The organism is Acinetobacter sp. YH12039, from assembly GCF_013420015.1.
Classification (GTDB): Bacteria; Pseudomonadota; Gammaproteobacteria; order Pseudomonadales; family Moraxellaceae; genus Acinetobacter; species Acinetobacter amyesii.
The window spans coordinates 1-1475 of sequence record NZ_VOZA01000122.1; the positions used below are offsets into that span (position 1 = coordinate 1).

Below are 1475 nucleotides of genomic sequence, written 5' to 3' on the forward strand. Positions count from 1 at the left end.
AGTTTGCGTGTGCTCATCAGGATATGCGCGTGATAATTGCGTTCATCACTACCAGATCCAGTATGCGGTGCATGAATACAGGCATCGACGGCTACCTGGTGTCTGTCCACGATACTGGCGCATAGCTCTTCGAGCATGGCCAGGCGTTGTTCCTGATTTAATTCACTTGGAAAAGCGATTTCAAATTCTCGGGCAACTGTCGAGTTTTTTCGGGTTTCCCGTTGTTCAACTTCGTTCCAGAGTCTTTCCCGGTTTTTTAAATGTTCTGGTGCGCCTTCGGGTAAATAAATTTCTTTATATTCCACACCTGTTTTTCGGCTGTAATCATGTTCTCGGCCCTCACGTTCACAATAGATCTTTTCACCTGCCCGATAGGCAATCGCAGCAGTGGCGGAACGCCCTGCTGATCTTGCTACGGTTTTAACTGAAAAGTGGTAAATCGCCATGTCTGTTTTTCGCTTTTAAATTTTCACGTAGTGAAATACAACCGTGAATACGGTTGTCGGGGTATTGGGGAGACCCCAATCGTACTTGCAAACGAAGTTTGCATAAGTGCGCTCTTCGAGGAAAACATTACTATACATATAGCACCTTGAATGCATATTCAAGTGCGCTTATGTTAGGGATGGTTTCCCAGGATGATGGTAGTGGATTAATGAGCGTTACTGAAACACTAGACAGCAAAATCAAAGCACAGGAAGAAAAGCTAAAGCAGTTAAAGGCTCAAAGACAGGCAGCACTGGCAAGAGAACGTGCTAAAGAGAAAGAACAAGCTCGAAAGGATGATACCAGACGCAAAATTTTAATTGGATCCTGTATGCTAAAGATCACTGAAGATGATGAACAAGCCAGAGCTAAATTAATTGCTCAGATGGATAAGTATTTAACAGATGAGCGTGACCGAAAGCTTTTTAATTTATAAATTTTGAGGGATAAGTAGTGGAAGATCCAACACTTAATAAGTTAATACGTAATACAGAATTATTCTTCGAACATCACTGGAATGTAGACCTATTAGGAAAGCCTCCTGAATGGTCACCAGTACATTTTAATTTTGGAAAAATTCCTAATTACGATAAACAAGGTGTATATGCGTTTGTCAAAGGGGATTTAGTGACTTATATCGGTGTTGGGACTTCTAGAGGTGCTGGCCGTTATCGTGGTAATGGCTTAAGCGCCAGGGTAATGAAATATTGCCGATGGAATGAAGATAAAACTGAATATATTGCGATAGATCCAAGACTGAAAGATGCTGGATCCATCATTACAATAGGCTTTGAGCGTGATACGGCTTATTTAGCAAATGCCCTAGAAGTTTTTCTTATCTCTAAAATCCAACCTGTCCACAATGTGGTTAAAGTTGGTATGTAATTTCGCATAAGAAATTTTATGTTAAATGATTGTTAGAAATGCCCCTTGATCGAGGCATTTTCTATAAAGAATACTAAAAACTAATTAAAGCCAACCAAGTTTCA

The 1475-nt window shown here is 40.5% G+C and carries 3 protein-coding genes; 2 read left to right on the top strand and 1 reads right to left on the bottom strand.

Annotated features, from left to right (window positions below):
• On the bottom strand, positions 1 to 446 hold a 446-nt coding region (gene mobQ, locus FTT98_RS17730; protein WP_180177621.1), incomplete at its 3' end, for a MobQ family relaxase.
• Between the two features lie 209 nt (positions 447 to 655).
• Between mobQ and FTT98_RS17735 the strand changes: the two genes are divergently transcribed.
• Positions 656 to 922, top strand: a complete 267-nt coding sequence (locus FTT98_RS17735) for a mobilization protein (protein WP_088749624.1) — start codon at positions 656 to 658, stop codon at positions 920 to 922.
• A 17-nt stretch (positions 923 to 939) separates the two neighbouring features.
• A complete protein-coding gene (locus FTT98_RS17740) occupies positions 940 to 1371 on the top strand; it encodes a hypothetical protein (protein WP_039090891.1) in 432 nt (143 codons plus the stop codon).
• Positions 1372 to 1475 lie beyond the last annotated feature (104 nt).

Bases quoted from the DNA above. Each gene is read 5' to 3' on its own strand.
- FTT98_RS17735 (WP_088749624.1), top strand. From the start codon at position 656: ATGAGCGTTACTGAAACACTAGACAGCAAAATCAAAGCACAGGAAGAA.